Here is a 26577-nt window from a genome sequence, read left to right as displayed (position 1 = left end):
CCATGCGCGTTGCGGCAGTTGATCTCGGTACCGTTTCCTCTCGATTGCTGCTGGCGCATGTTGAGGACGGCCGTATCGTCGAATCGACGAAGCTTACGCAGATCACGGATTTGGGGCAGGGGGTCGACGCGACCGGGTGCCTGAGCGATGCCGCCATGCAGCGCGTGATCGATGCGTGCTCCGGGTTCGTGCGCGAGATCGGCGCGTTTTCGCCCGATGCCGTCTGCACGACGCTGACGAGCGCCGCGCGCGATGCGCAAAACGGCGACGTCCTCATCGAGGGCCTTCGCGGCCTTGGCCTGCATCCTCAGGTGATTCCCGGGGAGATCGAGGCGCGCCTGACGTTTTACGGCGTGGCGCATGATTTTCCCGAGCGCCGAATCGCGGTCGCCGACTCCGGCGGCGGTTCCACCGAGCTCGCCGTGGGAAGCTATGTGCCGGGACGTCCGCTTGAACTCGAGCGGGTGCAATCGCTCAACATCGGATGCCGTCGCATCACCGATCGGTTCTTGGCGGGCGACCCTCCTGCGTCCTCCCAGCTCGAAGAAGCGAGCGCATGGGCGGCCCAGCAGTTCTCCTCGTATTGGGACGAGGTCGGCGAGCGGCCCGACTGCCTTGTTGCCGTCGGCGGAACGGTGACGACGCTCGTGGCGATGGCGCACGAGCTCGCGGTGTACGATTCGGCGTTCGTGCATCTCCATGAGCTGACGACGGCGGACGTCGATGCATGCATCGACCTGATGCGCGTGCGCACGGTTGAAGAGATCGCCCAGCTGCCGGGCATCCAGCCCAAGCGCGCTCCGGTGATGCTGGGCGGCGCCCTTATCATCCGCGAGGTGCTGCGAGCGGGAGGCTATCGATCGCTGACGGTCAGCGAGAACAGCCTGCTGGTGGGTATGGCGACGACGGTGGCAGAGGTTTTGTCGGGCGAAGTTCCCGCAATCGGCTGGACGCCTGAGCTGTCGTGATACACTCTTCCCTTACGGGGGCGTGGCGGAATTGGCATACGCAGGAGACTTAAAATCTTCGGCCGAAAGGATTGTGGGTTCGAGTCCCACCGCCCCTACCAGCATGAACAGGGCCCCGTCGATGGGGCCCTTTTGGTTTCGTGCCCGGTGCGGGGACTCGAACCGGGAGGTCGCGAGACTGAGGAAACGCGCGAGCGTTTCCCAGCGAGCGCGCGAGGGCGGCGCAGCCGCCCGGAGCCGCGGACGCCGCAGGCGGACGCGAGTCCCACCGCCCCTACCAGCATGAACAGGGCCCCGTCGATGGGGCCCTTTTGGTTTCGTGCCCGGTGCGGGGACTCGAACCGGGAGGTCGCGAGACTGAGGAAACGCGCGAGCGTTTCCCAGCGAGCGCGCGAGGGCGGCGCAGCCGCCCGGAGCCGCGGACGCCGCAGGCGGACGCGAGTCCCACCGCCCCTATCGGTACGAACAGGTTTTCTGCATGAAAACAAAAAAGGCTGCGGCGAGAACATGGGACCGCCGCAGCCTCGATAGGGCTTATGAACCACGTATGGTGATAGGTTACTTCGCTTCGGCATCTCCGCCCATGGCCTCGCGCATGGCACGCGAGGAGCGGTTGAGGTACTCGTTGCGCTTCGCCATGTCGCCGCGGTTCTGGTATTGCAGCGCGAGCAGGTACTCCAGGCGGCCGCGCGCCGGGCCGGACATCTTGTCCAGGGCGCGTTCCATCTGGTCGATGTAGTTGCTCTTCTTGAGAATGGCGATGTCGTACATCATGCGGCAATCCTCTTTGGCGCTGCTGTACTTGGCGTCTTCGAGCTGATCGATCTCGTCGAGCATGGCCTTTGCCTTCTTGGCCTTGTTGAGGCTGATGTAGATGTTGAACGCCTTGACGACGAGATCGGCGCGCTGCTCGGAGCTGGTCTTGCGCGACAGCAGGTCGTCGAGGACGGTGTTCGCCGCCTTGTAGTCACCCTTCATCATGTACGCGTTGAGCTTGAAGTAGGTGCGGTTGTAGTCCGGATAGACCAGGCGGGTCATCGGCGAATCGATGCGCTTGAAGAACTCGTCGAACTTGCCCTGCTCGATCAGCCCCTCGAGCTTGGCGAACAGGGTGCGCTTGTTGATGGAGATGAACAGCGTGATGATGGCCAAAACGACGAACATCACGATGGTGATGATCGTGAAGATCTGCAACGGGTCCATAGGGTCCTCCAGAGATTGCGCGCCGGCCGTGCGGGCCCGTCGCGGTGAAGTGTAGAGGGTATTATCCCGCAAACCGATGCACGGTGTACAGTGGGAGAAGTTCTCCAGGTGCCGCCCGCCTTGTTGCGTACCATGGGCTTTGAACGTGAGCGATAGGGAGGGCGCATGAAGAAAATCGTCGTAGCGTGCGGTACGGGAATCGTGACATCGGCCATCGTCGCGGGATATATCGGTGACCTGCTGGACGCCCATGGGTACGCAGGCCACTACGAAATCGTGCGCTGTTCCATGGCGGAGGCCCCCGATCAGTGCGAAAACGCGGACGTTTTGGTTGCAACGACCATTGCCCCCAAGGGTATAACCTGTGACTATATCAGTGGCGTTCCCGTGCTGACCGGCAAGGGCCGCGCCGACACCGAGAAACAGATTCTGGACCTCATGGGCGCGTAGCGCCTTTGGCGTGCGGAGCGAGGAGAGGAGCAAACCATGGCAGAGGTAAACGAGAACCCGGTAGAGCTGTTTGACATGTACGTCGCCCACGTGGGCATCAACGCGACGGACCCCGATGACGCGAAGGCCATCTCCAGCGAGTTCGGCAGGCTCATGGGCTTCACGGAGTACGACACCCCCGTGTCCCTGTTCGCCGATACGCTGGTCGAGGTCATGAAGCAGAACGGTCGCGGCACCAAGGGGCACATCGGTTTCCATGTGAACGATATGCCGGCGGCCGAGAAGTGGTTTTCCGATCGCGGGTTCGAGCTGAATGAGGATTCGCGTGCGCTCAACCCGGACGGCTCGACGCGCCTGGTGTACTTCAAGCAGGAAATCGGCGGTTTCGCCATTCACCTGACGTCCGATAAGTAGGGCCGTTCGCGCGGGACAAGAGATTTCGAAAAAACCTCTTGCACTCGTCGTGAGTTTTGCTAAGATAAAACGGCACGCGGGCGTGGCGGAATTGGCAGACGCGTATGGTTCAGGTCCATATGGGGGCAACCCCATGAAGGTTCAAGTCCTTTCGCCCGCACCATTGATTGTTAAGGGTTCCAGCAATGGAACCCTTTTTTCGTTCGGGCACCTTGCAGGGACTTGAACCTGGGAAGGCGCGGAGCGGAGCCAACGGCGCGAGCCGTTGGCCGCGGAGCGCGCAAGGCGCCGAAGGCGCCGCAGCGATTGCGTCGCGCACGCGACGCGCAAGTCCTTTCGCCCGCACCATTGAATGTTAAGGGTTCCAGAAATGGAACCCTTTTTTCGTTCGGGCCCCTGCGATGTGTTGTTTGGGGACGGGTTCGTTTCAACCCATGGATTCGGGCAAGGCGCAGGACCTCAGGGTGAACGGTCGTGTCGTTTCGGCCGCAATGGGTTGAAACGAACCCGTCCCCAAACAACCCATCGCAGGGGCCTCTCTCGGCACGCGAAAGCAATGGATCGGTGGTTCCCCAGCTTCCCGATTGGGGTACAAGGCGGGTAGTGCGAGTCTGTGGGGGAGAGGTATGCCTACACTGTTCGACTATCTGGAAACGGAGCAAGCGACCTTCGACGAAAAGCCGTTCGGACCGCTCGATTCTGCAGCGCTTTCCCAGCTGAGCATGGTCGATTTCGGTGACGTCGTGGCTCCTCCACCGACTCCCTCGAGCGGTGTCCTTCGCCGTTTGACGTCCGTGCTGCTGCCCGCCGCATCGCCGGTGCGGCTCGGCGATGCGGCCCATGTGGCGGATCGCGATGATAAGGTCACGGGCCTTGTTCCCGAAGACATCAGGCGCTGTCTTGTTGTCGGGGGTACCAGCCGCCGCTTCGGCGGGCTTGAGCTGCGCTATTACCGCAGCGTGTTCGATGAATCCTCCCACACGCAGTTTGCCGCGTGCACGTTCGTGTGGCGCGATGCGTTTGCCTATGTCGGCTTTCGGGGCACCGACATTTCGTTTACCGGTTGGCGCGAGAACCTCGACATGGCGTATCGGCCCCAGGTCGCCGCGCAGAATCTCGCGAGGGCATATCTGGAGGAAGTGGCGCCCTACCTTCCGCGCCGCCTGCATATCGGCGGCCACTCAAAAGGAGGCAATCTTGCGCTCTATGCGGCGCTGACCTGCTCGGATGCAACGAGAAGGCGTATCGAGCGCGTCTGGAGCCACGATGCTCCAGGGTTCAAATCCGGTGTGTTCTCGGAGGTTGACTACGCCTTGCTCGAAGGGCGCGTCCATCGGACGGTGCCGCAGGATTCCATCATCGGGATGCTGCTGGATTGCCCTGTTGAACCGCACGTTGTTTCCAGTACCGCTGTCGGCATTGACCAGCACAGCATCTTCTCGTGGGAAATCGACGGAGATGATTTTGCCTATCGCGACTCGCTGAGCGATATGTCCTGTGCGCTTCGCGATATTTCGGCTGAATGCCTCGCCCACGTGGGCGAGGCACGGGCGGCGCGCATCGTCGATGCGATATGGGCCGCCGTTGAGGCGAGCGGTGCCAAGGACATTCGTGACGTGCTGGCGAGCGGCCCGCAATGGCTTCACCAGCTGATCGAAGCCTCGCGCAACCTCGATCAGGAATCGAGCGATGTAATTCGCGACGCGCTCGGCGATCTGTTCAACGTTGTCGTGAGGCGCATCGGTCGCGATGCGATCTCATCGCTCGCATGGATGTGGAAGTAGCTGAGCTTCACGCGCGGCCATGAGCGGCGCACGCGCGGCGCAACATTGCAAAACTGTTAGCGAACTTCAAGAGCATCTTCACGGGCCGCGGGCTCTTTTTGGGGACAATACCGGCAAGGAGGTGCTCTATGAAGATGCTGGCGCGTATCGTGAAGCGGCTGCTTGTCGTCGTTGTGATCGCGGCGGTTGCCTTGTGCGCGTTCGTGACGTGGCGCGGATACGGGATGTATCGCGATGCCCTGGCGGAGCGGAGCATCGAGCAGGCGGTCGAGCGGCTGCGCGCCCAAGATGGGTACACCGGCATCGATGAGCTGCCCCAGCGCTACCTTGACGCCGTGGTCGCCGTCGAGGATCACCGGTTTTACGACCACGGCGGCATCGATGTGATCGCTATCGGGCGTGCCGTCGTCAACGATATCCGCACCATGAGTCTCGCAGAGGGCGGGAGCACCATCACGCAGCAGGTCGCTAAGAACCTGTTCTTCACGCAGGAGAAGCGCTTCGAGCGCAAGGTAGCGGAGGTGTTCATGGCGTTCGACCTCGAGGCGATGTTCGACAAGCGCGAGATCCTGGAGCTCTACGTGAACTCCTCCTATTTTGGCGAAGGGTACACCGGAATCGGGCAGGCGTCATGGGGCTATCTGGGGCACGCGCCCGCAGAGATGACCGATGAGGAGTGCGCCCTTATGGCGGGGCTGCCGAACGCTCCGAGCTGGTTTGCGGCCGACCCCGAGGCCGCGCAGGCCCGTCAGCGCGTCGTGGTGCAGCAGATGGAGAAATACGGGTACGACCCCGGTACCGCCGCGGCGCTGCTGAGCGCGGGGTGACGGGTCGGATTGTCTGCAGCCTCTCGCTTGTTTCCTTGTTCGGTCGGCGCGACCCGGCATAGGGGGGCGTCGCGTTGAAGGCCCCCCGCGCTCTCGTGCCGCCCTCGTGGGTACAACAGCGTTGATAGGGCGCGGCGCATCATGCAGGGAGGCGAGCGGTATGCGGGTCTGGCATATCGAGGATGGGCGCTTGGTCGAAGGAAGCGCATCCGATGGCACGGGGAGCCGTGGGCGCATAGAGGCGCTCGACGAGCGAGAGCTCGATATGGAGGGTGCCGGCCATGTCCTGCGCGAGGCGGTCGCGCAGATGCCTCACGCCTATGTGCCGTTTATCGAGTTCGCTCCCGGTATGGCGGCAGGTGTGATTGCGCTGCCGGCAGACGCCTCGAACGGTGCGCCTCCGGTGAACGTGGGCGTCGTTCTCGAGTCGACCCGCCTGCGCCTGATCGGGCAGATGGAGGCCTGCGGCGAGGCCCTGACGTTTCTCGCACAGGAACGCGTGCCGATGGCGGGGGCCGCGGGCGCGCTGTGCGGCGTCATGCGCTACGCCGTGCGCGATCATCCCGTGCTCCTGTCCGCGGTTCGCCGGGATTTCGAGGTGCTGGAAGAACGGCTGCTCGAGGGGCACCGCCGTGTCGATCGCGGCAAGATGATGGCGGATGCACGCCGCCTCATGGGGTTCGACGCACTGTACCAGGGAATGTCCGATATCGCGTCCGAGCTGTCCGAGGGCTCAGACGAGCTGGTCGCGCAAGGCGATCGGCTGCGGTTTCATTCGCTCGCGCGAATGCTCGATCGTCTGTCCACGCGGCTTGAGTCGCTTCAGGATTATAGTCTGCAGCTCAACGGCCTCTATCAGGAGGAGATCGACATACGCCAGAACAGCGTGATGCAATGGCTGACCGTTATCGCCACGATCTTTATGCCGCTGACGTTCATCACGGGCTGGTACGGCATGAACTTTCCGACAATGGCCATGCTGCAGGAGCCATGGGGCTATCCGCTGGTGGTCGGCGTGTGCCTGGTGATCGCCGTGGCGGAGATCGTGTGCTTCCATCGGCGCGGGTGGCTCCACTTCGGCGGGCGCCGTCGTCCGCATCCGTCTCGCCATGGCTCCGCCCGTCGCAAAACCAAGTGATCAACGGTCCCCGGAAACGCGCGCACGGCGCTCCCCGGACAGGCGAAGGGCCGCTCGCCGCCCCGACGGCTTGTGATGAGGGCCTGCTGTGCTGGTGGAGGGTATTTGGCGACCTCGTGCGTGCCGTATAATGTCCTGTCGCAATGCCATAACTGATGGGGAAGGGATGCCAACAGTGAGCACTGCTGTTCAGGGCCGTCGTGGGCCCCGATTCTACCTTGCCATGGCGGCCTCGAAAGCTGCCGCCTCCGGCCTCAAGCTCCTGCATCGCAATGCGGGCCAGTTGCCGGGCGTGATCGCCGAGAAGCTCGATCCGGCGTTCATCACGCATATCGATAAGCCCGAGCGCATCGTGTTCGTGTCGGGCACGAACGGCAAAACCACCACGAACAACCTGCTCAACGATCTGTTGAGGGATAACGGCGTCGACCTGGTCGACAATCGCGCCGGCGGAAACATCTTGACCGGCGTCGAGAGCACGCTGGTCAAAAACGCGGGGCTTTCGGGCCGCCAGCGCGTGCAGACCGCCGTCATGGAGCTCGACGAGCTGTCGTTCCGTCGCGTGCTGCCGCATGTGACGCCGCAGTTTTTGCTCGTCACGAACTTGTACCGCGACTCGTTCTCGCGCAACGCCAACCCCGATTTCATCTTCTCGGTGATGAGCGAGCACATTCCGGCGAGCACACGCCTCATCCTGAACGCGGACGACCTGATCAGCTGCCGCCTGGCGCCGCAGAACCGCAACCGCGTCTACTTCTCGATGGGCCCGCTGGCCGAGGACACGCCGGAGCCGCAGGGCATCGCCTGCGACCTCACAGCGTGCCCGGAGTGCGGCGGCAAGCTGGAGTACGACTACTGCCACCTGCGCCACCTCGGTCATGCCCGCTGCGCATCCTGCGGATTCACCAATCCCGACCCGACGTACGAGGTCGTTGCGGTCGATCGCGCGGCGCACACGTTCACCGTGTGCGAGCACGCGGCGCCTGGTGAGCCGACCTACACCTACAGGTTCGGCGTGTATTCGCTCACCAACCTGTACAACCTGTTCGCGGCGACGGTCGTGGCGCGCGAGATGGGCATCTCGCCCGACGCCATCGCGGCCTCGCTCGAGCGCGGCATCAACGTGACCGCCGCGCGCTATGCGGAGCAGGAGGTCGGCGGCAAGCGCCTGGTCGCCCTGGCGTCCAAGGGCGAGAACAGTACGGCGACCTCGGTGGCGCTCGACACCATTCGGCGCGAGCCCGGCGACAAGATCGTCGTGCTCATGCTCGCCGACGCGCATAAGGCCGAAAGCCCCGTCACGACCGAGTACATCGGTTGGTACTACCAGGCCGATTTCGAGTATCTCACCGATCCGACGTTCAAGCAGATCGTCGTGCAGGGCGTGACCAACGAGGACCTGCTGCTCCGTCTGCGCCTTGCGGGCATCGACGAGGAGCGCCTCGTCATGGTCGAGACGCCGGAAGAGGCGGCGGACGCTATCGACCTGACGCTTTCCGATACGGTGTTCTGGGCGTACGACATCTTCAACGGCGACGACGTCGAGCGGAGCCGCGAGCGGCTCATCAAGCGAATCGAGGAGGGCTCCGATGTCCGATAGCATGCAGAAGAACCGCGGCGGCGCCCCGGTGATCGAGGTGCTGTTCCCCGAGTACGGCAATCAGGCGGGCGATAACGGCAACGTCATGTATCTGCGCGCCTGCCTGCCGAACGCCACGTTCATCGAGACGTCGCACGGCGCCGAGCCCTACTTCGCCACCGCTCGCCCCGACCTGATCATCATGTGCGGCATGACCGAGCGCCAGCAGAAGACGGTGATCGAGCGCCTGCGCCCCTATCGCGACCGTCTGGCCGAGCTGGTCGACGACGGCGTGCACATGCTGTTCACGGGCAACGCGCCCGAGGTGCTCTCCCGCGTGATCCGCGATGTCGACGGCGATTCGATCGAGGGCCTCGGGCTGCTCGACGTGGAGGTCGTGCGCAACATGGCCTCGCGCTACCTGTGCGTTCAGGTGGGCGAGTTCGTGCCGGGGCCGGGTGCCGCCCCTCTGGAGGTCGTTGGCTTCAAGATCCAGTTCACGCAGATGAAGGGCGACAACAGCTCGACGTTCTTCATCAAAGACAGCGCGGGCTGGGGCTTGGACGAGAAGAGCGTGCTCGAGGGCTTCCGCGTGAACAATCTCATCGCGACCTGGATCATCGGCCCGTTGCTGCCGCTCAATCCGCCGTTTACCGCCTGGCTGCTTTCGCAGGTGTGCGGCACGGACGACGTGACGCTTGCCTTTGAGGAGGAGGCGCGCGCGGCCTACGAAAAGCGCCTGAAGGAGCTCAAGGCCCCTGGCATGCATCTCGCGTATTAAGAAGGAGGGGCGCCGCCGGGCAACGCTGTCCGCGCCGGCGCCCCTATGCTGGGCGCCTGGCATAAAGGCAATTGCTGGGCGCTAATAGCTCGAATAGCTCCAGGCGACGTCGGTCTGGTTGATGATGCGGACGATGTCCCACTTGCGCGCGCTGTGCTCGGGGCTGTTGGGGTCGTACACCTCGACCATGGCTCGCTCGTCGATGCTTTTCAGCACGATGTAGTGGCCGACGTCGGTGAAGTCGCCCGGATCGACCACGCAGATGACGGGATGCCCGTTTTGTAGGGAGCTCTCGATATTGGCGCGCGTGGGGTTGATCATCTCGCCGTAGAACCCGAACGCCGCCGCCCCTTCGGTCATAAACGACCATTCGGTCGCTCCGGTGGGCGCGTAGTTGTTGTAGTCGGCCCACTGCGCCATAGTGCCGGGGTCCATGTCGGTGCTGCCCGTGAAATAGACATAGATCATGGTGAGCGCGGTCGGACCGCAGGCGTTTTTGGCCACGGTGCCTCCGCCGTAGGGGAGGGTGGCCCACTGCGCATCGGTCTGGTAGAGATGGGGCATCTCGCCTTGGCGCCATGCGGAGACCGGCGTCGAGACGGGAAACTCGGTCGGGGTGAGTTCGGGCAAATCGAACATCAGCGATTCCGTTTCCGGGGCGATGCCTGCCTGCGGCTTGGAAATGAAGCTGCTGACGAGGAACAGGACGAGGCCGATGACGGCGCCGCGCAGCAGGATCGAGTGCACGCGGATAGGGGCGGCCTCGACGCGGCCGTAACCGGAACGCCCGCGCCTGCTGGCGCTGCCGATGCCGGCAGGTCTGCCGCCGCGCTGCGATGCGGAAAGCGGCTGGCCGATGACCGAGGAGGTGCGGGCCGTTCTACCTCGTGTGCTCGGAGCCCGTCCAAGGCCGTATGAGGCGCCCCGCGAATGAATCGAGTTCGACGTGGGGGCGGCCGATCCCGACCTGAACGTGTTGTGCAGATGCTGGTCTCCGCGGCCGCCTCGCGAGGACGGGCGACGGGTGCGCGCCCGCGTGGTTGGCGGATGCACGCGGTCGGAGATCGCGGCGATGACGGAGGAGGCGAGCGTCACGATGAACGGCTCTTTGCGCGCCGGGGCGCCTGAGCGCCGTGAGGGCGCGCGCTGTGCGCGCTTCTCCGGCTGGGGTGGGGGCTGCGGCACCTGTCGGGAGGATGCGAGCCGGACGGAACCGCGACGTTGCGAACGATAGTCGTCCATGCTATCCCTCCTTGCGTCCTGTATATGAATAAAGGTGCAGCTTTTCCTATAGTACCGCGCGGTCCTGTTGAGAGATATCGCGCATCCGCTGTATCGACCGCTGGCTCAGGCGAATGGCGCACGCCGTCCGCCCTTATTGAGTCGGATGCAAGCCGCGCGACGCTGCCAAGAGCCCGTCTTGGGCGCAATCGCAGCGGCCGGTGTCCGCCCAACTACCGCATCTACCTGGCTACCCGCTAAAGGGGCCCCGTAACTGTACCCCGAACTGCGGGAGAGGGCCCCTCGAGGGGCCCTCTCCCGCAGTTCGGGGTACAGTTACGGGGCCCCTTTAGCGGGTAATCCCGTGGTTTTTCGATGGCTCGGAGCATATCGAGACATGCACCAGCGTTTCCAGGGAGCGCCCAGCGTGTGAGGAGCGTCGGGCGCGACGCCACGTGACGGGCAGATTTCGGTCCCGTATGCGCGCGGTGGGCAAACCGCACCGCAAAAGCGCAGGATTGAGGGGGTCAATGTTTCATGAAAATGAATTTGGTATCAAGTCGGGAAGTACGAATGGTAAACGGCCATATCTGACAGGCCTGTGACCTGCGGTTTCCTTGGTCAGCTGATTCCGGTGACCCCGGGAGGGGCCCTCGATCCGCCCCCAAGCGGCCCTTCTTGCCCAAGTTTTGATACCAAATTCAGAACAAGGCACCCGCGCACCTTGGTGAAACCTTTTACCAAGGTGCGATTTTGCACACGGGTGGATACAGCGACTTCTCCTCACGCGCCCGGAAGCCCCGGACCACGTAAAGCACCTGCCGTGCGGGCCGCCTTCGACCGCTCGTCGGCGATATGCATCCGCTCGTTTTCGCGTCGCTCCCTCAATCGGATTGAACGCGGGACCGCCTCGATTCGCCCGTAAGGTGTGAGGCATGGAAGGCGCCGCCTCGCGCGCAGGGCTGGTGCCTTGAGGGAAGCATCGGAGTTGCCGATGCGTGTTCTATACAAGAAAGGAGGGACGATATGGCGGATACGAAAGCTGTCGCGGCTGCCGACCAGGGCGGTATGAAGAAGACCCTTTCGCTGTGGAACTTCTTTACCATCGGATTCGGTGCCATCATCGGCACCGGCTGGGTGCTGCAGGTGGGCGACTGGATGGTCGTCGGCGGCGGTCCCGTTCCCGCGATGATCGCGTTCCTTCTGGGTGCCATATTCCTGGTTCCCATCGGAGCGGTGTTTGGCGAGCTTACGGCTGCCATCCCTATCTCGGGCGGCATCGTCGAGTACGTGGACCGCAGTTTCGGGCGCATACCGTCCTACATCACCGGTTGGTTCTTGGCGCTTGGCAACGGCATCCTGTGCCCGTGGGAGGCCATCGCCATCTCTACGCTGGTGTCCGACATGTTCGGCAGCCTGCCCGGCCTCGAGTGGCTGCGCGCGGTCAAGCTCTACACCATCCTGGGCGCCGACGTGTACCTCATCCCGACCGTCATCGCGCTCGGTTTCGCCGCGTACGTGATCTACCTCAACTTCCGCGGCGCCCAGTCAGCGGCAAAGCTGCAGGCGTTTCTCACCAAGGCGCTGCTGTGCGGCATGCTGCTCGCCATGGGCATCTCGATCTTCACCGGTTCGCCCGATAACGCCATGCCCGTGTTCTCGCAGGTCACGAATGCCGGCGGCAGCGAGTCCGCGACCTCTGCCGGCAACCTGTTCGCCGGCATCGTCTCCGTGCTCGTGCTGACCCCGTTCTTCTACGCGGGCTTCGACACGATCCCCCAGCAGGCCGAGGAGGCCGCCGAGGGCCTCAACTGGAACAAGTTCGGCAAGATCATCTCCCTTGCCCTGCTTGCCGCCGGCGGCTTCTACATCGTGTGCATCTACTCCTTCGGCACGATTCTCCCGTGGCATGAGTTCGTCGAGAGCCCCGTGCCCGCGCTGGCGTGCCTGAAGAACATCAACATGATCCTGTACGTCATCATGCTGTGCATCGCGACGCTCGGCCCCATGGGTCCCATGAACTCCTTCTACGGCGCCACGAGCCGCATCATGCTCGCCATGGGTCGCAAGGGTCAGCTGCCCGACAAGTTCGCCGAGGTCGATCCGCAGTCCGGCGCTCCCCGTCTTGCCTGCGTCGTGCTTGCGATCATCACCGTGGTCGGTCCGTTCCTGGGCAAGAACATGCTCATCCCGCTGACCAACGTGAGCGCCCTCGCCTTCATCTTCTCGTGCACCATGGTCGCCTTTGCATGCCTGCGCATGCGCTACACCGAGCCCGACCTGCCGCGCCCCTACAAGGTGCCCGGTGGCAAGTTCGGCATCGTGCTCGCCTGCCTGGCCGGCTGCATCATCATCGGCCTGCTCGTGCTGCCCTTCAGCCCCGCGTCGCTCAACCTCGTCGAGTGGTCGATCGTGCTGGGCTGGCTCGTGGTCGGCATCGTCCTCATGGTCGTCACCAGGGCCAAGAAGGCATAAGGGATGGGGCGGCCCCGGCATCATGCGCGGCCGCCCGACCTCCCATCGCATTCGTCCGTAACTTCCTATACAAGGAGGAAACAATGAGCAAGAACTACGCAATCGTACACGGCAAGCTCGTCGACGGCCTGGGCGGCGCCCCGGTCGAGGATTCGCTCGTGCTCGTCGAGGACGGCAAGATCACCTATGCCGGCTCCTACCAGGACGCGCCCGAGGGCTTTGAGGTCATCGACGCCGCCGGCAAGACCGTCATGCCCGGCCTGATCGACACCCACCTGCACTTCTCCGGCAACCTGACCGACGACGATACCGATTGGGTCATGCAGCCGCTTCTGGAGAAGCAGGCCGTGGCCGTCAAGCAGGCATATGACTGCCTGACCCACGGTCTGACCACCGTCTGCGAGATCGGCCGCTTCGGCATCCACGTGCGCGACTGCATCAACAACGGCGTCTTCAAGGGCCCGCGCGTCTATGCGACCGGCCTGGGCTTCTGCCGCACCGCCGGCCATGGCGACTCGCATCACTGCAGCCAGCTCGAGAACAAAGAGTCCCACCCCTGGGGCGACCAGGTCGACGGCCCCTGGGATCTGCGCAAGGCGGTGCGCCGTCGTCTGCGCGAGAACCCCGACGCCATCAAGATCTGGGCGACCGGCGGCGGCATCTGGCGCTGGGATTCCGGCCGCGACCAGCATTACTGCGCCGAGGAGATCAAGGCCGTGGTCGATGAGGCAAAGATGGTGGGGATCCCCGTGTGGAGCCACTGCTACAACTCTCACTCCGCCGCCTACGATTCGGTCCGCTTCGGCTGCGAGCAGCTGATCCACGGCTTCGACATCGACGAGCGCACCATGGACCTCATGGCCGAGCAGGGCACGTTCTTCACGCCCACCATCGGCTTTCTGCCCACCTGGTACTCCACCTATCCGCCGGTCTACGTGCCCGCGATTCACGACAAGTACGAGGGCACGCTCGTCGAGAAGGAGCTCCAGCGCAACTATGACTGCCTGCGCGAGGCCAAGAAGCGCGGCGTCATCTTCACCATCGGTTCGGACTCCTTCAGCTTCGTGACGCCTTACGGCTACGTCACCATCGACGAGATGTACGACTTCGTCGACAAGGTCGGCATCTCCCCGCTCGAGACCATCACCTGCGCCACCATCAACGGCGCCAAGATGGCCCATTGCGACGATGAGACCGGTTCGCTCGAGGTGGGCAAGTGCGCCGACCTGCTGATCGTGAACGGCGATCCGGCCAAGAACATCCATGACCTCACGCCCGAGAACATGGACGTCATCATGAAGGACGGCTGGATCGTCGATTCCGGCACCTTCGGCGAGCGCAACAAGTATTCCGCCTAGAGGATACAACCTCTCCTTTCAGTGACCCGGCCTGCGCGTCCGTACGGGGGACGCGCGGCCGGGCCCGCGCTTTGCGCAGGTAGCGGGGTATGCAGCTGCTCAGCCTATTAGTGAACCCCTGGTAGGTGAGGGCGCCACAAGGTAGTATGGACGACGTTTGGGGCGATGTCCCTTTTTCGCGTTGAGGGCAGAGGGGGCGATTGTGGTCAGGGTTCCACATCCTATTCGATGGTCTCGCCGGTTGAATCCCACGAAGGTGATGCGGTCGAGCCAGGTGATCATGACCGTCCTGCTGGGCCTTTGCGTGCCGCTGCTGCTGATCCTGCTCGTGTGGGACCTGATGGACAATCCGCATCCCGTTCCCGCCGTGGTGTCCATCGCCGGTCTCGTGCTCCTGTGCTTCTTCTTCTCGTACGTGTTCGTGGTCCCCGATGACCTGACGTCGAGCGCGACCGACCGCACCTTGAGCATCGCCTCCAAGATCTTCACGTACACGCGCCACGGCATGACGCCGGTCGCGGCACTCGGCGCCTGCCGGATCATCCTGCCCGAGACGCTGGCCTCGGCGATCTGCATCACTGACGGCAAGCAGGTGATCGCCTGCTGGGGCGAGGGGTCCGACCGCTGCCCTCCGGGCACGCCGGTATCGCTCGCCACCACCAAGCAGGTGATCGAGTCGGGCGCCATGAGCGTGTTCTCGCGCGACGTTTCGGCCTCCGAGGAGCGCCGCTACTTTCCACGCCTGCGCGCCGGCGTGGCGGCGCCGCTGGCCGTGCGCGGACGGTGCGTGGGCACGTTCGAGCTGTACTACCCGCGCTTCAGCAACATCGACATGCGCCAGACGGCGCTTGCGACCGGTTTTGCCGACCTCATCTCCACCCAGCTGGCGAGCTTCGAGCTCGAGCGCCAGGATGAGGTGACGGCCCGCGTGGAGCTGCGCGCGCTGCAGTCCCAGGTCGACCCGCATTTTCTGTTCAACACCATCGGCACGATCGTGTCGCTCGTGCGCACCGAGCCCGAGAAGGCCCGCTCGCTGCTCATCGACTTCTCGAACTACTATCGCCGGACGCTGTCGGATTCGGACACGCTCACCACGCTTGAGCACGAGGTCGAGCAGGGCATTCGCTACATCAACCTCATGCAGGCCCGCTACGGGGCGGAGCGGCTGCACGTGCGCGTGGATATCGACCGGCAGACGCTCGGGTGCCGCGTGCCGCCGTTCATCTTGCAGCCGCTGCTCGAGAACTGCATCAAGCACGCCATGCGCGAGGCGGCGCCGCTGTCGATCGTGGTGTCGTCGCGCGCGACGGCCCGCGGGCTTAAGGTCATGGTCGCCGACGACGGCATCGGTATGGGCGAAGAGGTCCTCGCGCATCTGTTCGAGCCGCACGAGGTGGCGGTCGACGAGCCTCGGACGCTGACGGCCGACGGATCGGTCAAGCGCGGATGCGGCCTCGCGCTGTCGAACGTGCTCATGCGCATCCGGTTCTTCTTCGGCGACGACTCGGGTATCCGAGTGGAGTCGCAGCAGGACGTGGGCACCAAGGTGACGGTCGAGCTTGTGGGCGAGCCGCGCGAGCCGAGCCATGCATAAGAGGGGAGAGGCAATGGAGCGTTGTGGATGGAGCGCGCTAGTGGTGGACGACGAGCCGCCGATTCGCGCCGAGCTGCGCTATCTGTTGGAGCGCGACAGCCGCATCGGCGCGATCGACGAGGCGGCAAACGGCAGCGAGGCGGTGGAGAAGCTGCTTGCCGGCCGTCCCGACGTGCTGTTCTTGGACATCCAGATGCCCGGGACGAGCGGCATCAAGCTCGCCGAGACGCTGAGGAACCTCAAGACGCCGCCGGCAGTGGTGTTCGTGACGGCCTTTTCGGAGTACGCCGCCGAGGCCTTCGAGCTCGACGCGGTCGATTACGTGCTCAAGCCCGTCGAGGAGGCGCGCCTGGCGCGCGCTCTCGACAAGGTGGCGGCGCTGCTGGGCGCCCGCTGCGCGCCCGTTCCCGCCGAGCGGGTCCACCGGCTCGCTGTCGAGCGCGGAGGGCACCATGCGTTCATTCCGGTGAGCGACATCTGCTACATCGAGGCCAAGGCGGACTACTCGAGCGTGATCTGCCCGACGGGGACCTATCTTGCCAACGAATCCATCTCCTCGCTCGAGCGCCGCCTGGCCGATGACGGCTTTTTGCGCGTGCACCGCAGCTATCTGGTGAACGTGGACGAGGTGCACGACATCGAGGTGACGCGCAGCGGCCTGATGGAGCTGCGCTGCAGCCGCATCGATGCCGTGGTTCCCGTGTCGAGGCGCCGTGCGGCGGAGGCCAAATCCCGTCTCGGCCTCACCTAAGGCGTCGTGCTCCCGGTGAAATGAAGGCGGTCCCATTCCGTCAAAGTGTCCCGACATCGCCAAAGTGGGAATAATGGGCAAGAGCTTTTACGCGTTTGGAAGGAAGTCGCTATGCCCGCGCTGATCACCCACCATCTGTTTGGCGAAGAAAGCATCGATCGTTTGCCCGTAGGCGTCATCACGGCCGAAGAGGAGCGCATCGCGTTTTTGATTGGCAACCAAGGCCCCGATCCGTTCTTCTTCCATGCGAGGTCGACGAGGGCGTCCGCGTGCATGCAGCTCGGCAGCCGTATGCATGCTGCGCGCATATCGCGGCAGTTTGCCGCCCTGCGCGACGGTGTCGGCCATCTGCCCGATCGCGACGCCAGCCTGGGCAGGGCGTTCGTGCTCGGCCTGCTGTCCCACTACGTGCTCGACCGCAACGCGCATCCCTTCGTGTACGACCAGCAGTGGGGCATCCAGCGCATGGACGAAGACCTCGCCCGTTCGGGCGGAAAGGTCCATGCGGTGATCGAGGCGGACCTGGACGTCTTGATGGTGCAGATCAAGCGCAACGGGGCAACCTGCGCCGATTATCCGCCGGTCGACGAGCTGGTGACGACTGAGCGCGTCAACAAGGTCGCCGGCGCCTTGATGAGCTTTGTCGCCAAGAGCGTGTACGGGCTCGAGGTCGGCGCTGCCGACTACGGCGGAGCGGTGGCCGACATGCAGCTGGTCTATCGCCTGGTCGAACCCGCGGGCTCGCTCGCATCGGGCATCATCGGCAGGCTCGAGGGGCTCATGACCGATTACTCGCTGCTCGCCTCGCTTGCCCATCGCGTGACGGACGAGCCGCCCGCGGGCGCGGGGAACCTCGCTCACCGGGCCTGGAGCAACCCCTTCACGCATGCCGGCTCGAACGAGAGTTTCCCCGAGGTCTTCGATCGCGCGCTCGACGACTACCGCCTCGCGGTGGAGCGGTTCCTCCAGACGGGCAACATGGAGGCGGTGACCGGCCACATGAACTATTCGGGCCGCATCCTCGATGCCGACGAGGAGTACGACGGCGAGGAGTGACTTCCCGCCCCCTGCTGCTGCAGGGGCGCTCCATGGAAGGCGCCGATCGGCCGCTCCCCGAAGGGCTTAACATAATCCTGACGCAGCTCGGGCGCTTCGTGCCGTACCATAGGTCAGATGCCTATTGGAGGGGACGAAATGAAATACACCAAGCTCGAGCGCAACTGGGTCATGTACGACGTGGGCAATTCCGCCCTCGTGCTGCTCAACACCTCGGTCGTGCCCATCTATTTCGATGCCATCAACACCGGGGCCTCGTCAGCGGAGCTCGTGACCGCGTGGGCGAACGCCCAGACCATCGCGTCGCTCGTGGTCGCGCTGCTCATGCCCATCCTGGGCTCGCTTGCGGACTTTACCGGCAACAAGATCAAATTCTTCCTGGGATTTTTCCTCACCGGTCTGGTGCTGTGCCTGGCGCAGGCCATCCCCATGGGCGCCATGCCGTTTCTGATCATCTACGTGCTGTGTACCATCGGCCTCAACTCGTCCATGACGTTCTACGACGCCATGCTGCCCGATGTCACGACCGACGAGCGCATGGACAGCGTGTCGAGCTCGGGGTACGCATGGGGCTACATCGGCTCCTGCGTCCCGTTCATCGTGTGCATCGCCCTCATCATGCTGGGGCCGAGCGTGCTGGGCCTCGATATGATGGTGGCCACGCGCCTGTCGTTCGTCATCACCGGCGCTTGGTGGCTCATCTTCACCCTGCCGCTGCTGCGCACCTACAAGCAGCGGTTCGGCAAGGAGCTCGCCTCCGGCGAGACGCCCGCCTCCGAGATCGCCAAGACGTTCCGCGGTCTGGCGGCCACGCTCAAGCGCATCGCCTCCGACCGTGCGCTGCTCATCTACATGGTCGCGTTCTTCTTCTACATCGACGGCGTGCACACGGTCATCTCCATGTCCACCACGTACGGGACCTCGCTGGGCATCGATTCCACCCAGCTGATCTTGGCACTGCTCGTCACCCAGTTCGTGGCGTTTCCCTCCGCCATCGCCTACGGCAAGCTCGCCGGCACGTTCGGCACGCTGCGCATGATCATGATTGCGGTGTTCGCCTACGTGTGCATCGTGCTGTTCGCCGCGTTCTTCCTCAGGACGGCGACGGAGTTTTGGATCCTCGCCATCGCCGTCGGCATGTTCCAGGGCGGCATCCAGGCGCTTTCGCGCAGCTTCTTCGGCAAGCTTATCCCCAAGGAGCGCGCCAACGAGTACTACGGCTTTTTTGACATTTTCGGGCGCTACGCCTCTGTCATGGGAACTCTGCTAGTATCGGTCGTGACATCGCTCACGGGGAATCCTTCTTTAGGAGTGCTTTCCATCGGGATCCTCTTGGTTGTGGGCTTTGTCCTGCTAGTAAAGCTCTCCAGTATGCGAGGCGTCTCGTAGACGGTACCGCGCCGCCCCATACCCGCACCTTCGTCGGAGGGCTTTGCTGCAAACCAGTAAAGCCCTCCGATTTTGTAGAAGGTGACCTTGAACATGAAAACGAACTACATCGCCCGTGCCGGCGTCATCGCGGCCGTCTATGCGGCCTGCACGCTGGTGACCATGCTCTTTTTGGGCAACCTGGCCTGGGGCCCCATCCAGTTCCGCATCTCCGAGGCGCTCTGCGCGCTCGCGCTGCTGACGCCCGCCGCCGTGCCCGGCCTCACGCTGGGCTGCGCCATCGCCAACATCGCCAATATCGCGCTGTCGGGCACCGGTGCGCTCGGCCTGCTCGATGTGGTGTTCGGCTCGCTGGCGACGTGCGTCGGCGCGCTGTTCACGTGGAAGATGCGCAGGCATCCGGCGATCGCCCTTGCCGGCCCCGTGCTCGCCAACGCGCTGATCGTCCCCGCGTACCTGCCCATACTCCTGACGGGCGTCGGTTTCTACACCATCCCCTTCACGTCCATCTCGCTCGACGGCGCATGGCCGCTCATGTATCTGTTCGGACTCGTGACGACCGGCGCTGGTGAAGCGGTTATCATGTATGTTCTGGGGTACCCGCTCTACCGTTCGCTGGCCAAAACGCACATGATGCAGCGTGAGGTGTCCGAGGTGGGTACAAGCAGATAAGGGCGGAAAGAGGATTTGTCTGCCTCCTCTTTCTGCGTGGCAAAACCGCGTGGCGTGGGGAAAGGGGAGCAGATGAATCCTACGATCGTTATCCCCTCCTATTGGGCCGAGGGCTCAGCGGATGTCCATGCTCCGGGAGCTTATGATCACAGCACGGATCTCAGGAGCGCCGCGCCCGAGCTCAACACCTGTCTCGCCTCGCTCGAGCAGGTGCGTGGACTGTGCCGCGTCATCATCTTGGTGGTGTGCCCGCCGGCGACCACCGACGCCGCGCGCACGCGTGTGGAACAGATCGCCCGCGCGCACCCCAAGATCGTCTGCACGATCCTCACCAACCGTGAGGCCTCGCGCATCCAGGAGCGCGTCAACCAGATCGCTCCCAAGGCGCCGGGCGAGCCGGTGTCGCTGCGCGGTTACGGCGCCATCCGCAACATGGGCCTCGCCGCGGCGAGCATTCTCGGCCATGACAGCGTGATCTTTCTCGACGACGACGAGCTCGTTCTCGATCCCGACTTCATGCAGAAGGCGCTGTACGGGCTGGGCCAGCAGACGCGCCAGGGGCTGCCCATTCTTGCCAAGAGCGGCTACTTCTTCAATCGCGAGGGGTCTCCTCTTGCCGACACCTCGAAGGCCGACCTCGCGCATCGCTGGTGGACCAAGCGAATCGAGTTCAACCGCTGGATGCGCAAGGCGCTGGCCGGCACGCGCATCTCTCGTTCCAACTACGTGTGCGGCGGCTGCTTCGCGCTGCACGCGCGCGCCTACACGCGCGTGGCGTTCGACCCGTGGATCACGCGCGGCGAGGACCTCGACTACCTGTTCAACATGCGCATGCAGGGGCTCGACGTGTGGTTCGACAACCAATGGGCGGTCAAGCACCTGCCGCCGGCGAGCGAGCACCGCGCCCCGCGCTTCATGCAGAACGTCTACCGTTGGTACTACGAGCGCGCCAAGCTCTCGTATGCCGCGCGCCAGCACGACCTGGTGCCCGTGACCCCCGCCTCGCTCATGCCGTACCCCGGTCCGTGGTTCTCCAGCGAGCTGGACGAGCGTGTTCGCAAGACCGCGTTCGCCCGCGCGCTGCTCACACGCGAGCGCGAGGGCTATCTGCATATCTGGCGCTATGGTCGAGGGCAGGCGGAGCGCTACGCCAACGAGAACAAATCGAAATATATCCGGTTCCAAAGCTTCTGGCCCAGCATCATGGATGGCCTGTGGAATGACGAGGGACTGTCCAAGATGTTGGAGGATTGCACATGCCGAATACCATCAAACGCCTGAACGAGCGGATGATATCGCGCCCGGGCGTGCTGCCCGGGTTTCGCGTCTTCTCGACCATATGCATCCTGGGACTCGCGGCGCTGTGCGTCTACACGCTCGTGGAGGGGCTCGATCCCGCCTCGGCGGTCGTGGCGAGCGTCATCTTGTGCCTGACGCTGATCGCCTTCATCTACCTGTGTCTGAATCCCGATTCGCTGCGTTCGCAGTACACCGAGCAGGCGCTGTCCACCGCCTCCGAGATGCTCGAGATCACCAAGTCGGGCCTGAACGCGCAGAGCGCAGAGGAGATCTGCCGGCGCCTGCTGCCCGAGACGCGCGCCATGGCCATCGCCGTGACCGACGACGAGTGCGTGCTGGCCTGCGTCGGCGACCTCGCGACCGACTTTCCGCCGGGATCGCCCATCCACACGCCTGCCACGCGCTACGTGCTCGAGCACGGCGTGGCCCAGTCGTTCACCCATATGGTCGACGTGAAAAGCGAACGCTCCGAGCACCGCGCCATCCCCGCGGGCATCATCGTGCCGCTCAAGGTGCGCGGCAAGGCCGTCGGCACGCTCAAGTTCTATTTCCGCCGCAGCCATGATGTGAACCGCACCCAGTATGCGTTGGCCTCGGGCTTTGCCGAGCTTCTGTCCACGCAGCTGGCCATCCACGAGCTCGAGCTGCAAGACGAGCTCACGGCGCGCGCGGAGCTGCGGGCCCTGCAGGCGCAGATCAATCCGCACTTCCTGTTCAACACGCTGAACACCATCGCCGCGCTCACGCGCACGGAGCCGCTGCGCGCACGCGGGCTGCTGCGCGAGTTCTCGTCGTTCTACCGCGCGACGCTCGAGAACTCCGGATCGGTCATCCCCCTTGCGCGCGAGGTCGAGCAGACGAGCCGCTACCTGCTGTTCGAGAAGGCGCGGTTCGGCGAGGACCGCATCCAGGAGACGGTCGACATCTCCGGCGAGGCGGGCAGCACGCCGGTGCCGGCGTTCATCATCCAACCGCTGGTGGAAAACGCCGTCCGCCACGGCATGCGCGACGAGGGGACGCTGCACATCTCGGTGCGCGCCTCGATTCCCGAGGAGGACATCGTGTGCATCGAGGTGTCCGACGACGGCGTGGGCATGGACGAGCAGACCGCGTCGCGCCTGTTCGGGGGCGATGAACGCCCCGATATGCGCGACGCGCCGCAGGGCGGCGGCGCCGGGGTGGCCATGCGCAACATCTTTGAGCGTATTGAGCACTTTTACGGACCGCGTTCGAGTGCTAAGGTCGATTCTGTGCAGGGTCGCGGTACAACGGTTTCGTTCAGGCTCGACTTGCAGAACAGCATTCTGTTTGAGAGAGATGTAAAATAAACCACGCATCGTGGATGTTTTGGCCGCCGCGATGCCACATGGAGAGCAACCGGGAAGGATTTACACGCCTATGCTACGTGCGATGATCGTCGATGATGAGGCGCCTGCACGATCTGAGCTGCGCTTTTTGCTGGAGCAGACCGGCAAGATGGGGGCTATCACCGAGGCCGCGAGCGTTCGCACGGCCATCGAGATGCTCATGGAGAATCGGGTCGACGTGGTGTTCTTGGATATCTCCATGCCGGGTGCATCGGGAATCCAGCTGGCTGAGGCGCTCCATAAGCTGAAGAATCCGCCCGCGATCGTGTTCGTGACGGCCTACAGCGACCACGCGGTCGAGGCCTTTGACGTCGATGCGGTCGACTATCTGCTGAAGCCGGTGGAGGAGGCGAGGCTCGACCAGGCCATCAACAAGGTGCTGGCCCGCGTCAAGCCGGTGGCGGAAAGCAAGGCCCCGATCGAGCGCATCCCCGTCGAGAAGGGTGGGCGCAAGGTCCTGATCCCGGTCGATCAGATCCGCTACATCATGGCCAAAGACGATTACTCATGCATCTTCACCGACGACGACCGCTACCTGTCGACGACCTCGCTCGCGCAGTTCGAGTCCAAGCTCGGCGATTTCGGCTTCTTTAGGGTGCACCGCCGCTACATCGTGAACCTCGCCTGCGTGGAGGACGTCGAGACGGCGGCCTCGGGAGCCATCCAGCTCGGCGTGACCGGTGTGGACGATCGCATCCCGGTGTCGCGCCGCCGCGTGGTGCCGCTCAAGAAGGCGCTCAACCTGTAGGAACGACGGCAGACGGCAAGACATGGGGGCATCTGCGTGAACATGCGGGACGCCAAGCGAATCGACATCATCTCTGATACCCATGGGCATCTGTCCTCGCGGTTGCTCCAGGAGCTTGCGGGCGCCGACCTTATCGTCCATGCCGGAGACATGACGTCGGAGTCGGATTACTTCGAGCTCGCGACCATCGCGCCGATCAAGGCGGTGCTCGGCAACAACGATTATTTTTACGATTACGGTCCCGGCGTCGAGCGCACGATCCGCTTTGAGTACGAGGGGCTGAGGTTTACGGTCAACCACTACCAGGAGCGCCTGCAGCTCATGGGAGTCGACGTGGCTGTGTGCGGGCACACGCACCGCTCGAAGATCATGCGCCTGGGCGCATGCACGCTCGTCAACCCCGGGTCGCCCACCTATCCTCGCGACGACCGGGGCCCCACGATGGCGCGCATGTTCGTCATGGACGGGACGATCGTCTCGACGAAGATCATCAGCCTGTAGGGGAGCGTCGGGCGATTCGCGCCGCACCCGGTCGGCCGAGCGCCGGCCGCGCCGGTTGGGTGCGCAAAAGTTTTTGAAAAAAGCCCTTGCGCAACCGATTGGGTTCTGTGTATACTAGCTCTCGCAGCACGCGGGGTACCGCGAACTGTATGGGGGGTTAGCTCAGTTTGGTTAGAGCGCCGGCCTGTCACGTCGGAGGTCGCGGGTTCGAGCCCCGTACCTCCCGCCATTGCAATCAAAGCCCTGCCTTCGCGCAGGGCTTTTTGCTATCGATAGGGCATAGCTGCTGCGGCACGCAGACGTTGTGGTTTGCTTGTGAAGCGCATCTGCACTCTGGTCATATCGTGCGAACCCGATATACTTATCACTCGCAGCGACGAGCTGTGATGGGGAGTTAGCTCAGTTTGGTTAGAGCGCCGGCCTGTCACGTCGGAGGTCGCGGGTTCGAGCCCCGTACTTCCCGCCATCGCAAAGATGCAGCCCATCCGGGTAATCCGGGTGGGCTGTTTGCGTTGAGGCCCCTGATTTCTCCGCGCCCTCTTCGTCCTGTTGTCGGCCCGCAGCCAGCGCGTCTTCCGAAATGACTGACATACCGCCTGAAGAGTGGGTGTATAGTAGTGAACACCGTTTTGGCGCTCTGGCCGTCTGGACGGATGCCGCGTTGTACATTCTTCTTGAACGCGATCGCCGCGCACGAGGCGACCGCGCGTAAACGTCCAAGGAGGAGAAATGGACATCTCCAGGAAGACCGACTACGCCCTCCGCATGTTGTCCATGTTGGTGAAGGACGAGGAAAATCTCTTGTCGGTGAGGACCGCCGCCGAGCAGGTCGGTGTTCCGTATTCGTTCGCCCGCTCCATTCAGCACGGCTTGGTGCAGGCGGGCATCGTGGAGAGTCTGCGCGGCGTGCACGGCGGCATGCGTCTTAAAATCGACCCGGCTGACATAACGATTCGCCAGGTCGTCGAGGCCGTTCAGGGCCCGCTCATCATGAACGACTGCACGGGCGAGGAGGGGATATGCTCCCGCCAGGCCACATGCTGCTATCATCCCATCTGGGTCGGTACGCAGGCGCTGGTCTTCAGCTATCTTGATTCCGTCACGCTCGACGACGTGGTCAACGGCAAGAATACGCCGGCGGTCGATCCCAAGTTTGCCGATCGCAACGCGTTTTACACGTACGTATCGTGCGGCGAGAGCTGTCCGCGGTTCAACCAGCAGTAGCCCGGGCGCTCCGTCCTCACGTCCCAAGGAGCGCCTGTGCCTGATATCGAAACGTTTCGCACGCTTGTACGAGCCGAAGGGACGCGCCTGTATCGCGATCTTCCCTGGCGCCGCACGCGCGACCCCTACGAGATCTGGCTTTCGGAGGTCATGCTCCAGCAGACGCAGGTGGTGCGCGTCATGACGCGGTGGGGCGAGTGGCTGGAGTGCTTCCCGACCGTCGAGGCGCTGGCGCGGGCGAGCGTGAGCGACGTGCTGGCCGCATGGCAGGGGATGGGGTACAACCGTCGCGCCCTGGCCCTCAAGTCGGCAGCGGAGGCCGTGGTTTCCGATTACGACGGCGCGTTTCCCCGCGAGACCGCGCAGCTCAAGGCGTTGCCGGGTATCGGTCCGGCAACCGCACAGGGAATCCGCGCGTTCGCGTTCGACCTGCCGGGCGTCTACCTCGAGACGAATGTGCGCACCGTGCTGCTGCACCACTTCTTTCCCGATGTGCCCGGCGTGCCCGACCGGGAGCTTACGCCGCTTGCCGAGGCGTCCTGCCCTGCGCGTGCGGGGGAGACGGGCGAAGGCCCGTACGCTATGCCGCAGGACGCCGATGACACCCCGCGCTCCTGGTATTACGCCATGCTCGACTACGGCGCATATCTCAAAAAGACGATCCCCAATCCGTCGCGGCGCTCAAGCTCCTATACGCGGCAGTCGCGATTCGAGGGGTCGCGCCGTCAGAAGCGAGCCCACATCGTGCGCATGCTGCTCGACGCGCAGGCGTCCGGACGCCCCGGGCTCGTCCTCGAAGAGGTTCGCGCGGGCTTGAACGACATGGAGATCGGTGCCGGCCGCGATACCGTTTCCAGCGATGAAGTCGCCTCCATCCTCGCCGATCTGGTGCGCGAGGGCTTTGCGAGGGCAGAAGGGGACGTCTGGAGCATCGCGTAGTCCTGTGCAAATCGGGGGCAACCGCGGCGCAACTCTGGGGACAGTCCCTCAAATTTCACGGAGGAGGCACATGCCTCCTCCGTGAAATTTGAGGGACTGTCCCCAGAGTTGCGCCGCGGTTGCCCCCGATTTGCACGTCATGTGTAGCCGTCGTGAAGTTGGGTATAGGGACAATAAGGTAAGTGGTTCCTTATTAGGAATCATTTACAATAAGGATGTCCGAAAGCCTGTATCGGACATCTTGCTACACAAAGGAGGAACACCAATGGACTTCGAGAACTCCCAGACCAAGAAGAACCTTGAGACCGCGTTTGCAGGTGAGTCTCAGGCCCATACCAAGTATCGCTACTACGCCTCCAAGGCCAAGAAGGACGGTTACGTCCAGATCTCCAACATCTTCATGGAGACCGCCCTCAACGAGTCCGAGCACGCCAAGCTGTGGTTCAAGTACCTGCACGACGGCGCTGTGCCCGACACCCTGACCAACCTCAAGGATGCGGCCGCCGGCGAGAACTACGAGTGGACCACCATGTACGACGAGTTCGCCAAGACCGCTGACGAGGAGGGCTTCAAGGAGATCGCCGCCAAGTTCCGCGGCGTCGGCGCCGTCGAGAAGGCTCACGAGGAGCGCTATCTCAAGCTCGCCGAGCGCGTGGAGAAGGGCGAGGTCTTTACCCGCGAGGGCGTCAAGGTGTGGAAGTGCGGCAACTGCGGCCACCTGCATGTCGGCCCCACCGCTCCGCAGATTTGCCCGGTCTGCAACCATCCGCAGAGCTACTTCGAGGAGCACGTGGTCAACTACTAAGCTGTCCGGCCCACTTGCCGCCCAGCGCAAAACG

General features: G+C 63.7%; 24 protein-coding genes and 4 tRNA genes. 26 read left to right on the top strand and 2 right to left on the bottom strand.

The genetic code is table 11. The annotated features are described in order from the left end of the window. Positions 1-2: 2 nt before the first annotated feature. On the top strand, positions 3-968 hold the full coding sequence (locus B5F74_RS08725) for a hypothetical protein (protein WP_087201691.1): 966 nt from the start codon (positions 3-5) through the stop codon (positions 966-968). 16 nt (positions 969-984) lie between these two features. Further along, positions 985-1069: transfer RNA gene (locus B5F74_RS08720), tRNA-Leu, on the top strand. A gap of 457 nt (positions 1070-1526) precedes the next feature. Here the strand turns inward: B5F74_RS08720 and B5F74_RS08715 are convergent. After that, positions 1527-2171 (bottom strand): hypothetical protein, encoded by a 645-nt coding sequence (locus tag B5F74_RS08715; RefSeq protein ID WP_087201689.1) that lies wholly within the window; start codon positions 2169-2171, stop codon positions 1527-1529. Between the two features lie 165 nt (positions 2172-2336). On the opposite strand from B5F74_RS08715, the gene B5F74_RS08710 reads away from it, so the two are divergent. From B5F74_RS08710 to B5F74_RS08675, 8 genes are all read left to right on the top strand, one after another. Further along, positions 2337-2621 carry a PTS sugar transporter subunit IIB gene (locus B5F74_RS08710; protein ID WP_066831623.1) on the top strand — a complete coding sequence of 95 codons (285 nt, stop codon included), beginning with the start codon at positions 2337-2339 and terminating at the stop codon, positions 2619-2621. 36 nt (positions 2622-2657) lie between these two features. Beyond that, the gene (locus B5F74_RS08705) at positions 2658-3035 is read left to right on the top strand and encodes a 2-dehydro-3-deoxyphosphogluconate aldolase (protein ID WP_066831625.1); all 378 of its coding nucleotides are present in this window, start codon (positions 2658-2660) and stop codon (positions 3033-3035) included. Positions 3036-3111: 76 nt separating this feature from the next. Further along, positions 3112-3198 (top strand) — tRNA-Leu (locus B5F74_RS08700). Positions 3199-3619: 421 nt separating this feature from the next. Continuing rightward, entirely contained in the window at positions 3620-4819 is a 1200-nt protein-coding gene (locus B5F74_RS08695; protein ID WP_239283436.1) for an Mbeg1-like protein, read from the top strand. A 128-nt stretch (positions 4820-4947) separates the two neighbouring features. Beyond that, entirely contained in the window at positions 4948-5646 is a 699-nt protein-coding gene (locus B5F74_RS08690) for a biosynthetic peptidoglycan transglycosylase (RefSeq protein ID WP_239283435.1), read from the top strand. Between the two features lie 160 nt (positions 5647-5806). Continuing rightward, positions 5807-6784: a CorA family divalent cation transporter gene (locus B5F74_RS08685; protein ID WP_087201684.1), complete on the top strand. Its 978-nt coding sequence runs from the start codon at positions 5807-5809 to the stop codon at positions 6782-6784. A 175-nt stretch (positions 6785-6959) separates the two neighbouring features. Beyond that, positions 6960-8384, top strand: coding sequence for a MurT ligase domain-containing protein (locus B5F74_RS08680; protein WP_087201682.1), 1425 nt, complete (start codon positions 6960-6962; stop codon positions 8382-8384). Further along, entirely contained in the window at positions 8374-9144 is a 771-nt protein-coding gene (locus B5F74_RS08675; protein WP_239283434.1) for a glutamine amidotransferase, read from the top strand. The genes B5F74_RS08680 and B5F74_RS08675 overlap by 11 nt, the downstream gene beginning before the upstream one ends. An 81-nt stretch (positions 9145-9225) precedes the next feature. On the opposite strand, the gene B5F74_RS12670 is transcribed toward B5F74_RS08675, so the two are convergent. Beyond that, positions 9226-10386, bottom strand: a complete 1161-nt coding sequence (locus B5F74_RS12670) for a C39 family peptidase (RefSeq protein ID WP_239283433.1) — start codon at positions 10384-10386, stop codon at positions 9226-9228. Between the two features lie 1005 nt (positions 10387-11391). On the opposite strand from B5F74_RS12670, the gene B5F74_RS08665 reads away from it, so the two are divergent. From B5F74_RS08665 to rbr, 16 genes are all read left to right on the top strand, one after another. Next, on the top strand, positions 11392-12840 hold the full coding sequence (locus B5F74_RS08665; protein WP_066831645.1) for an APC family permease: 1449 nt from the start codon (positions 11392-11394) through the stop codon (positions 12838-12840). A gap of 83 nt (positions 12841-12923) precedes the next feature. Beyond that, positions 12924-14198, top strand: a complete 1275-nt coding sequence (locus B5F74_RS08660) for an amidohydrolase family protein (protein ID WP_066831648.1) — start codon at positions 12924-12926, stop codon at positions 14196-14198. A 241-nt stretch (positions 14199-14439) separates the two neighbouring features. Then, entirely contained in the window at positions 14440-15792 is a 1353-nt protein-coding gene (locus B5F74_RS08655; protein WP_239283432.1) for a histidine kinase, read from the top strand. Positions 15793-15805: 13 nt separating this feature from the next. After that, positions 15806-16543, top strand: a complete 738-nt coding sequence (locus B5F74_RS08650) for a response regulator (protein WP_066831657.1) — start codon at positions 15806-15808, stop codon at positions 16541-16543. A gap of 111 nt (positions 16544-16654) precedes the next feature. Continuing rightward, positions 16655-17599, top strand: coding sequence for a zinc dependent phospholipase C family protein (locus B5F74_RS08645; protein WP_066831661.1), 945 nt, complete (start codon positions 16655-16657; stop codon positions 17597-17599). A gap of 138 nt (positions 17600-17737) precedes the next feature. Next, complete coding sequence (locus B5F74_RS08640; protein ID WP_087201678.1) at positions 17738-18988, top strand: MFS transporter; 1251 nt, start codon at positions 17738-17740, stop codon at positions 18986-18988. A 93-nt stretch (positions 18989-19081) separates the two neighbouring features. Beyond that, positions 19082-19660: a QueT transporter family protein gene (locus B5F74_RS08635; protein ID WP_204212525.1), complete on the top strand. Its 579-nt coding sequence runs from the start codon at positions 19082-19084 to the stop codon at positions 19658-19660. A 72-nt stretch (positions 19661-19732) separates the two neighbouring features. Next, entirely contained in the window at positions 19733-20941 is a 1209-nt protein-coding gene (locus B5F74_RS08630) for a glycosyltransferase (RefSeq protein ID WP_066831670.1), read from the top strand. Continuing rightward, the gene (locus B5F74_RS08625; protein WP_239283431.1) at positions 20917-22287 is read left to right on the top strand and encodes a histidine kinase; all 1371 of its coding nucleotides are present in this window, start codon (positions 20917-20919) and stop codon (positions 22285-22287) included. The genes B5F74_RS08630 and B5F74_RS08625 overlap by 25 nt, the downstream gene beginning before the upstream one ends. Before the next feature lie 70 nt (positions 22288-22357). After that, positions 22358-23074, top strand: a complete 717-nt coding sequence (locus tag B5F74_RS08620; protein ID WP_087201674.1) for a LytTR family DNA-binding domain-containing protein — start codon at positions 22358-22360, stop codon at positions 23072-23074. 42 nt (positions 23075-23116) lie between these two features. Continuing rightward, on the top strand, positions 23117-23575 hold the full coding sequence (locus tag B5F74_RS08615) for a metallophosphoesterase family protein (protein WP_087201807.1): 459 nt from the start codon (positions 23117-23119) through the stop codon (positions 23573-23575). Between the two features lie 151 nt (positions 23576-23726). Further along, positions 23727-23804, top strand: a tRNA-Asp gene (locus B5F74_RS08610). A 159-nt stretch (positions 23805-23963) separates the two neighbouring features. Then, a tRNA-Asp gene (locus tag B5F74_RS08605) sits at positions 23964-24041 on the top strand. A 263-nt stretch (positions 24042-24304) separates the two neighbouring features. Continuing rightward, on the top strand, positions 24305-24799 hold the full coding sequence (locus B5F74_RS08600) for an Rrf2 family transcriptional regulator (RefSeq protein ID WP_066831680.1): 495 nt from the start codon (positions 24305-24307) through the stop codon (positions 24797-24799). A 36-nt stretch (positions 24800-24835) separates the two neighbouring features. After that, entirely contained in the window at positions 24836-25738 is a 903-nt protein-coding gene (locus B5F74_RS08595) for an adenine glycosylase (protein ID WP_087201672.1), read from the top strand. 265 nt (positions 25739-26003) lie between these two features. Continuing rightward, positions 26004-26543: a rubrerythrin gene (rbr, locus tag B5F74_RS08590; protein ID WP_087201670.1), complete on the top strand. Its 540-nt coding sequence runs from the start codon at positions 26004-26006 to the stop codon at positions 26541-26543. Positions 26544-26577: the final 34 nt, after the last annotated feature.

It is taken from the genome of Collinsella sp. An271, assembly GCF_002159695.1.
GTDB lineage: Bacteria > Actinomycetota > Coriobacteriia > Coriobacteriales > Coriobacteriaceae > Collinsella > Collinsella ihumii.
Note: the sequence above shows the minus strand (reverse complement) of the source record. Positions and strands in the feature narration are given on the sequence as shown.

Excerpts from the sequence above, each read along its gene's own strand:
- B5F74_RS08630 (WP_066831670.1), top strand. The coding sequence starts at position 19,733 with ATGAATCCTACGATCGTTATCCCCTCCTATTGGGCCGAGGGCTCAGCG.
- B5F74_RS08710 (WP_066831623.1), top strand. The coding sequence starts at position 2,337 with ATGAAGAAAATCGTCGTAGCGTGCGGTACGGGAATCGTGACATCGGCC.
- B5F74_RS08650 (WP_066831657.1), top strand. The coding sequence starts at position 15,806 with ATGGAGCGTTGTGGATGGAGCGCGCTAGTGGTGGACGACGAGCCGCCG.
- rbr (WP_087201670.1), top strand. The coding sequence starts at position 26,004 with ATGGACTTCGAGAACTCCCAGACCAAGAAGAACCTTGAGACCGCGTTT.
- B5F74_RS08705 (WP_066831625.1), top strand. The coding sequence starts at position 2,658 with ATGGCAGAGGTAAACGAGAACCCGGTAGAGCTGTTTGACATGTACGTC.
- B5F74_RS08625 (WP_239283431.1), top strand. The coding sequence starts at position 20,917 with ATGCCGAATACCATCAAACGCCTGAACGAGCGGATGATATCGCGCCCG.
- B5F74_RS08725 (WP_087201691.1), top strand. The coding sequence starts at position 3 with ATGCGCGTTGCGGCAGTTGATCTCGGTACCGTTTCCTCTCGATTGCTG.
- B5F74_RS08685 (WP_087201684.1), top strand. The coding sequence starts at position 5,807 with ATGCGGGTCTGGCATATCGAGGATGGGCGCTTGGTCGAAGGAAGCGCA.
- B5F74_RS08640 (WP_087201678.1), top strand. The coding sequence starts at position 17,738 with ATGAAATACACCAAGCTCGAGCGCAACTGGGTCATGTACGACGTGGGC.
- B5F74_RS08645 (WP_066831661.1), top strand. The coding sequence starts at position 16,655 with ATGCCCGCGCTGATCACCCACCATCTGTTTGGCGAAGAAAGCATCGAT.
- B5F74_RS08660 (WP_066831648.1), top strand. The coding sequence starts at position 12,924 with ATGAGCAAGAACTACGCAATCGTACACGGCAAGCTCGTCGACGGCCTG.
- B5F74_RS08690 (WP_239283435.1), top strand. The coding sequence starts at position 4,948 with ATGAAGATGCTGGCGCGTATCGTGAAGCGGCTGCTTGTCGTCGTTGTG.
- B5F74_RS08665 (WP_066831645.1), top strand. The coding sequence starts at position 11,392 with ATGGCGGATACGAAAGCTGTCGCGGCTGCCGACCAGGGCGGTATGAAG.
- B5F74_RS08715 (WP_087201689.1), bottom strand. The coding sequence starts at position 2,171 with ATGGACCCGTTGCAGATCTTCACGATCATCACCATCGTGATGTTCGTC.
- B5F74_RS08600 (WP_066831680.1), top strand. The coding sequence starts at position 24,305 with ATGGACATCTCCAGGAAGACCGACTACGCCCTCCGCATGTTGTCCATG.
- B5F74_RS08620 (WP_087201674.1), top strand. The coding sequence starts at position 22,358 with ATGCTACGTGCGATGATCGTCGATGATGAGGCGCCTGCACGATCTGAG.
- B5F74_RS08615 (WP_087201807.1), top strand. The coding sequence starts at position 23,117 with ATGCGGGACGCCAAGCGAATCGACATCATCTCTGATACCCATGGGCAT.
- B5F74_RS08675 (WP_239283434.1), top strand. The coding sequence starts at position 8,374 with ATGTCCGATAGCATGCAGAAGAACCGCGGCGGCGCCCCGGTGATCGAG.
- B5F74_RS12670 (WP_239283433.1), bottom strand. The coding sequence starts at position 10,386 with ATGGACGACTATCGTTCGCAACGTCGCGGTTCCGTCCGGCTCGCATCC.
- B5F74_RS08635 (WP_204212525.1), top strand. The coding sequence starts at position 19,082 with ATGAAAACGAACTACATCGCCCGTGCCGGCGTCATCGCGGCCGTCTAT.